The organism is Nocardia testacea NBRC 100365, assembly GCF_000308775.1.
GTDB classification, from domain to species: domain Bacteria; phylum Actinomycetota; class Actinomycetes; order Mycobacteriales; family Mycobacteriaceae; genus Nocardia; species Nocardia testacea.
Genome location: NZ_BAGJ01000268.1, coordinates 59,921 through 66,657, shown reverse-complemented (window position 1 = coordinate 66,657; position 6,737 = coordinate 59,921). Strand labels below are relative to the sequence as shown.

Here is a 6,737-nt window from a genome sequence, read left to right as displayed (position 1 = left end):
GTCGCGTTCCTGGCCCTGCTGCTACCGCCCGGGCTGGGGGCGGAACCGGTCTTCGGCGCGAGCGTGCCGCTGTTCGTCCCGTGGGTCCTCGCCGGTGCCCTGGCACTCGGGGCCGGGTGGGCGATGATGCGGTGGCACGGCACGCCCGGGTGGGGCGATCGGCATCGTCTGTGGGTGGTCGGGGGGATCCTCACCGGTCACACCGCGTTCATGATGCCCGCGTCGCCGGTCGCCGTGGTCACCGGCGCGGTAACCCTCGCCCTGGAGGTGGCACTGCTGTGCGCGCTGGCGCGACGACTGCCGATCCGGTGAGGGGCACAGCGCGCCGAAGGGCGCGCCGGCGGCCCGGCCGCGCGACAGGGCGAGGTTCACGGTCGGGGTCCGTGAGACTCGGTCGCGGGGGGCTCGGCACGTAATGCGGCCAGCGCGAGCCGGGCGTAGCGGCGCCAGATAACGGGATCCCGGATATCGAGATCGATCAGGGCGCGCGCCGCACCGGAGACCAAGACCTGGATATCCATTCCCGTGGCATCCGCGCGCAGGCTGCCCTGCGCCCGACCCAGCGCCAGAATCTGTTCCAGCTGCTGTTCGAGGCGTTCGTCACCGAAGCCTTCGACCCCACTGAGGACCTCGATCATCAGCCGGTCCTCGGCCAGCCGGGTGGTGACCTGTTCCAGCAGCGCCTCGAGCGCGCGGTAGGCGTCGGTACGCGCCGCCTCGCCGGCGTCGGTGGCGAGCTGGTGGAACCAGTCGAGGTGCATCCGCGCCAGCGCGCGCACCAGGTCGGATTTGGTGGGGTAGCTGCGGTAGACGGTCGCTTTGCCCACGCCGGCCCGGGCGGCGACCTGTGGGATGGTGGCCCCGATACCGTGCTCGGTGAACACCTCGATCGCCGCGTTCAGCACGCGTTCGTGGTTCTGCCGGGCATCGGCCCGGCGCCCGGCCCAACTCTCGGTGTCGGTGTTCGTCGCATTCCGCTCGGAAGTCGGCATGGTGGTCATCGTGCCCCGTGCGTGCCGGCCGGACCCGCGCATTCGAAATGCGACCCACGTCTCATCACGGGGGTCGAGGTGAGTTGCTCCACATCTACCTCCCTGAAGTGGACCCTCGAGTCCGGTTGCTCTTACCCTCGAGCATAACCGGACCATATGGTCCACATAATCACGTGGAGGAGCACGCATGGCGTGGCAGTTGTTCCGGCTCGGCCGGTGGTCGTTCGTCCACCGCAGGGTGGTGGCGGCCGTCTGGGTGGCGTTGCTGGCCGTCCTCGCGGTCGGGGCGGCGACATTGTCGGGGAAGACAAGCGAGAAGTTCGAGCTACCCGGGATCGAATCCACGCAGGCGTTCGAGTTGATCGAGGAACGCAGCCCGCAGGCGAAGCCCGACGGCGCGACCGCCCGGGTGGTGTTCGAGGCGCCCCCGGGCCGGACGCTGACCGAACCCTCCTACAGCGCGGCGATCACCGCGGCACTGCGCGGGCTGACCACCGAGAACGTGCAATCGGTGACGGATCCGGTCACCGGGGGCACCATTTCCGAAGACGGCCGGGTCGGCTATGCCGCGGTCGGCTACAGCAAGACATCCAATGAACTCCTCGATTCCGACCGCGCCGCGCTGGAGGATGCCGCGCACGCCGCGCAGGACGCGGGCCTGCACGTCGCCGTCGGCGGTGACGCGCTCACCGAATTCGAGATGCCCCTGGCCGAGGTGATCGGCATCGCGGTCGCGCTGGTGGTGCTCGCGATCACCTTCGGATCGCTGGTGGCCGCCGGGATGCCGCTGCTGACCGCGCTCGTCGGGGTCGGCATCGGAATGCTCGCCATCACCACGCTGACCGGGTTCGTCGAACTCGGCTCGGTGACCCCGGCGCTGGGCACCATGCTCGGGCTGGCGGTCGGCATCGACTACGCGCTGTTCATCATGTCCCGGTACCAGAGCGAGGTCCGCGCGGGCCGCTCACTCGAGGAGGCCGCCGGTCGCGCGGTCGGCACCGCCGGGTCCGCGGTGGTCTTCGCCGGGCTGACCGTCGTCATCGCCCTGGTCGGCCTGGCCGTGTGCAATATCGGGTTCCTCACCCAGATGGGTCTGGGCGGCGCGTTCACCGTCGCGATCGCCGTGCTCATCTCGCTCACTCTGCTGCCGGCCATACTCGGCTTCGCCGGCGACAAGGTCATGCGTGGCCGTCCCCGCTACCTGGCGAAGGAAACCGGTGGCGCGGAATTCCGCACCCACGGCCGCCGCTGGGTGGAGGGCATCTCCCGGCGCAAATGGAGCGCGCTGGCCGCTGGTATCGCCCTGGCCGTCCTGGCCGCCGTGCCGATGGCGTCCATGCAACTGGCGCTGCCCGACGACTCCAGCAAGCCCGCGGGCAGCGATGCCCGGGTGGCCTACGATCTGATCGCCGACAATTTCGGCGCGGGCGCCAACGGCCCGCTGGTCGTGGTCGTCGACACCGCGAACTCTCCCGACCCGGCCGGGGCCGTACAGACGGCCACCGACCACCTGCAGGCACTGGCCGCGCGGGCGGGCTCCGATATCGCCGCCGTCGTCCCGGCGGTCACCCGTGCCGGTCCGCAGGCCCAGCAGGCCTTCACCCGGCAACTCGCGACGGTCCGATTCGCCACTCTCACAGTGGTCCCCGGATCCGGCCCCTCGGATCAGGCCACCAAGGATCTCGTGGCCGAAATCCGCAGCGCCCTCGCCGGGCTGCCCGCCGAGACCGGAGCCCGCGCGCTGGTCACCGGTCAGACGGCGGTCGGGGTCGATATCGCCGACAAATTGACCAAGGTGTTCCCGATCTACCTCGCCGTGGTGGTGGGGCTCGCGATCTTCCTGCTGATCGCGGTATTCCGCTCGATCTGGGTCCCGATCAAGGCGGCGCTGGGCTTCCTGCTCTCGGTCGGTGTCTCGCTCGGCGCCACCGTCGCGGTGTTCCAGTGGGGTTGGCTGAATCAGCTCATCGGCCTCGACAGCACCGGCCCGGTGCTGTTCATCCTGCCGATCCTGCTGACCGGCATCCTGTTCGGTCTCGCCATGGACTACGAGGTGTTCCTGGTCAGCCGGATGCGCGAGGCCTACGTGCACGGGGCGCCCGCCCGCCGCGCCGTGCTCGAAGGCTTCACCCACAGCGCCCGCGTGGTGGTCGCCGCCGCGATCATCATGGTCGGGGTCTTCGCCGGATTCGCGCTCACCGACGACGTCATCCTGAAGACCATCGGTTTCGCGCTCGCGGTCGGTGTGCTCGCCGACGCTTTCCTGGTGCGAATGCTCATCGTCCCCGCGTTCATGTTGATCGTGGGCGAGCGGATCTGGTGGATGCCGAGGTGGCTGGCACCGCTGGTGCCCACCTTCGATATCGAAGGCGAGAAGCTCACCGAACGCCTCGACGGTGGCGCCGGAGATTCCGCCGCGGAACGGGTCCTGGCCTCCCACTGATCCGGTCCGGCAGCGCGCTGGTCCATTGCCCGGACGGTCGGATCGGCCCGCGGGCCGCAGAATTCGGCGCTGCCGCGGTCGCCTTGGAGAAGGGCGACCGCGGTCCGGGCACGTTCCCGACCAGCGGCCACCACCCCCACTCGCCCAGCGCCTCCGGCCGCGTTCGGCACTTTCGCGTCGCGGCGAGACCGCGCTCCGACGCAGGGCTACACCGGAGCCCCGGCGGGCGAGGGCCGGGCCGGGTGTGCGAACGACGACTCGCCGACGCCGGTGGATCCACCCGCGTGGCCGAGGGGCGGCGCCCGCGGTTCCCCGCCCCGATTCGCCGGGGCACAGCACCGCGATTCGGCTTGACCTGGAGTGCACTCCAACTTCTAGCCTGTGCTCATGCGATTCGCGTTCAAGACCTCACCGCAGGACACGACCTGGGCCGATATGCTGGCCGTCTGGCGGGCCGCCGACGATATCGAGATCTACGAATCCGGATGGACCTTCGACCATTTCTATCCGATCTTCTCCGATTCCACCGGGCCGTGCCTGGAGGGCTGGACGACCCTGACCGCCCTGGCGCAGGCCACCGAACGTTTGCGGCTCGGCACCATGGTGACCGGCGTGCACTACCGGCATCCCGCAGTGCTGGCCAATATGGCCGCCTCGCTCGACATCATCTCCGGCGGCCGGCTCGAACTCGGGATCGGCGCCGGCTGGAACGAGGAGGAGTCCGGCGCCTACGGGATCCCGCTCGGCACCGTCAGCGAGCGCATGGACCGGTTCGAGGAGGCCTGCCAGGTACTCATCGGGCTCTTGAGCCGGGAAACCACCGATTTCGACGGCAAGTTCTATCAGCTGACCGGCGCCCGCAACGAGCCCAAGGGCCCGCAACGCCCGCATCCGCCCATCTGTATCGGCGGCAACGGGGAGAAACGCACCCTCCGGATCACCGCCCGCTATGCCCAGCACTGGAATTTCGTCAACGGCACCACCGCGGAATTCGCGCGCAAGCGCGAGGTACTGGCCGCGCACTGCGCCGATATCGGCCGCGATCCCGAGGAGATCCTGCTCTCGGCACAGCGGCGGCTCGATCCCCGGCTCGGCTACCCGGAGCTGATCGAGTGGGCGGCCGCGCTGGGCGCCGAAGGGCTGGATCTCGCGATCATCTATCTGCCGCCGCCGCATGATCCGGCAGTCCTGGAGCCGTTGGCCGAGGCCATCCGGGATTCCGGGCTCGCGTCGTAACCGGCCCCGGACCGCTCGCCGCCGTATCCGCCTGAACCGTTGTGCGCCGTGGAGGCGAATTCGGCGGAGGGATCGAAGGATGCGGTACCCGTAGGTCCGGCGGGGTGTCGGCGGCGGCGATACCGAACCCCGGGCAACGGCGCGCGGGAGAAGGTGCCGTACCCGGCGGGGACGACCGGACGGGGCCGGCGCCGGCCGCGCGGCCCGGTTTCCGGACGCGACCGGACACACCGACGGCGAGCGCGATCGGGTGTCCAGCGACGACCGGGCGCCGGGCAACCGAGCGACGACCCGCCGACGGCACGGCACCGGCCCCGTCGTGCCCGGCCGGTCGGATCGCTCGGTACGCCCGGATGCGGACGCGCTCAGGTGCGGGCGATGACCCGCTCGGCGAACCGCGACAGGTTCGCGATCTTGGTGTCCAGGCTCTCGGTGTCCTGCTCACGGGTGTAGGGATTACGGAATCCCACGATCACATCGGTGACGCCCTTGTCCTCCAAGCGCTTCACGCCGTCGACGGTGAACCCGTCGACCGAGATGACGTGCACTTCGAAATCGTCGCGCGTGCCGTATTCCGCGCGCAACACGTCGAGTTCGGCGAGCAGCCGGTCCAGTTCGGCCGGATCGCCTCCGGCGTGCATCCAGCCGTCACCGAGCCGCGCGGCCCGGCGCAACGCGGGACGGCTGTGCCCGCCGATGAGCAGCGGAATCGGTTCGGTGGGTACCGGCGCGATCTTGATCGCTGGCAGGTCGAAGAACTCTCCGTGGTATTCGAAATACCCACCGGCGGTGAGGCCGCGGACGATGTCGAGACATTCGTCCATCCGCTTGCCGCGCTTGTCGAAGGGCACATCGAAGATCTCGAAATCGTCGGGCCACGGGCTGATCCCGACACCCAGTCCGAGCCGGTTGCCGCTGAGTGCGGCCACCGAGGCCGCCTGCTTGGCCACCAGTACCGGCGGGCGGATCGGCAGCTTCAGGACGAACGGGGTGAACCGCAGGGTGGTGGTGGCCGCTGCCAGGGCGGCGGCGAGCACGAAGGTTTCGATGAACGGCTTGTCCTCCAGGAACTCCCGGCTGCCGTCGAGAGTATAGGGATAGGTGGCGTCGGAATCGCGCGGATAGGCGATGCTGTCGGCCAGCACCATCGAGGTGTACCCGGCCGCCTCGGCGGCCTGCGCCAAGGGGACGTAATAGGACGGATCGGTCATGGTCTCGGCGTAGGTGAACCGCATAATCGGCCTTTCTGCTGATCGGTCGACTGAAGTAGAACACGTGCTAGTTTTTCGCGATGACAAAACTGATCATCGCTCTGCACGGCACCGGCCTCGACGCCCGGCTCGCCGCGCCGGAACTGCGGAACGCCCTGGCCGCCGCGGGCGCGACCGCCGTCGCGCTGAATCTCGACGACGCCGATGTGGCACCGGCGATGATGCGCTTCGGCCCGGCCGCGCGGATCACCGCGCTCGTCTCGGTATGGACCGAGGGCGACCCCGCCGCCGCTGTCGGCACAGTGGCCGACGCGGCGGAGGAACCCGCACCGCACGCCTACCGGGTCCGCGAGCACGTCCGGCTGGACCCGCTGCCGGTACCCGACGGCACCCGCAGCGACGCCCTGGCCGATATCGCGCTGCTCCGCCGCCCCGAGTCGATGCCCCGGGCGGAATACCTGCGGTACTGGCTGGTCCACCACACCCCGATCGCGATCCGCACCCAGAACACCGTGGCCTATATCCAGAACGTCGTCGAGGAAACGCTCACCCCGGCGGCACCGGAGATCGCGGCCGTTGTCGAGGAACATTTCCCCATGGCCGCGATGACCGACCCGCACGCGTTCTACGGCAGCGGTGGCGACCAAGCCGAACTCGACCGCCGGATCACCGAACTGATGGCCAGCGTCGCCCGCTTCGGCGCGGACACCGGACTCGACCTGGTACCCACCAGCCGCTACCACTGGAACCTCTGAGCACGCGGCTCCACGGAGGCCGCCGGCGCTGCCCCGGTTCGCTCACCGGACCCGCGACCGTGCCCGGGAAAACGCTGATCGTCGATACTCGAACCCTCCC

At 69.7% G+C, this 6,737-nt stretch carries 6 protein-coding genes; 4 read left to right on the top strand and 2 right to left on the bottom strand.

Annotated elements, in window-relative coordinates; genetic code table 11:
- The coding region (locus ON38_RS30165; protein ID WP_039828475.1) for a hypothetical protein at window positions 1-312 on the top strand (312 nt) is incomplete at its 5' end.
- Between the two features lie 56 nt (window positions 313-368).
- On the opposite strand, the gene ON38_RS30160 is transcribed toward ON38_RS30165, so the two are convergent.
- The gene (locus tag ON38_RS30160) at window positions 369-992 is read right to left on the bottom strand and encodes a TetR/AcrR family transcriptional regulator (protein WP_051165485.1); all 624 of its coding nucleotides are present in this window, start codon (window positions 990-992) and stop codon (window positions 369-371) included.
- 187 nt (window positions 993-1,179) lie between these two features.
- On the opposite strand from ON38_RS30160, the gene ON38_RS30155 reads away from it, so the two are divergent.
- Window positions 1,180-3,435, top strand: a complete 2,256-nt coding sequence (locus tag ON38_RS30155; RefSeq protein WP_039828474.1) for an MMPL family transporter — start codon at window positions 1,180-1,182, stop codon at window positions 3,433-3,435.
- Between the two features lie 387 nt (window positions 3,436-3,822).
- Window positions 3,823-4,671 carry an LLM class F420-dependent oxidoreductase gene (locus ON38_RS30150; RefSeq protein ID WP_039828495.1) on the top strand — a complete coding sequence of 283 codons (849 nt, stop codon included), beginning with the start codon at window positions 3,823-3,825 and terminating at the stop codon, window positions 4,669-4,671.
- A gap of 365 nt (window positions 4,672-5,036) precedes the next feature.
- Here the strand turns inward: ON38_RS30150 and ON38_RS30145 are convergent, their stop codons facing one another.
- A complete protein-coding gene (locus tag ON38_RS30145; protein WP_039828473.1) occupies window positions 5,037-5,906 on the bottom strand; it encodes a TIGR03619 family F420-dependent LLM class oxidoreductase in 870 nt (289 codons plus the stop codon).
- Window positions 5,907-5,962: 56 nt separating this feature from the next.
- On the opposite strand from ON38_RS30145, the gene ON38_RS30140 reads away from it, so the two are divergent.
- Window positions 5,963-6,637 (top strand): EthD domain-containing protein, encoded by a 675-nt coding sequence (locus tag ON38_RS30140; RefSeq protein WP_039828472.1) that lies wholly within the window; start codon window positions 5,963-5,965, stop codon window positions 6,635-6,637.
- Window positions 6,638-6,737: the final 100 nt, after the last annotated feature.

Excerpts from the sequence above, each read along its gene's own strand:
- ON38_RS30160 (WP_051165485.1), bottom strand. The coding sequence starts at position 992 with ATGCCGACTTCCGAGCGGAATGCGACGAACACCGACACCGAGAGTTGG.
- ON38_RS30155 (WP_039828474.1), top strand. The coding sequence starts at position 1,180 with ATGGCGTGGCAGTTGTTCCGGCTCGGCCGGTGGTCGTTCGTCCACCGC.
- ON38_RS30150 (WP_039828495.1), top strand. The coding sequence starts at position 3,823 with ATGCGATTCGCGTTCAAGACCTCACCGCAGGACACGACCTGGGCCGAT.
- ON38_RS30145 (WP_039828473.1), bottom strand. The coding sequence starts at position 5,906 with ATGCGGTTCACCTACGCCGAGACCATGACCGATCCGTCCTATTACGTC.
- ON38_RS30140 (WP_039828472.1), top strand. The coding sequence starts at position 5,963 with ATGACAAAACTGATCATCGCTCTGCACGGCACCGGCCTCGACGCCCGG.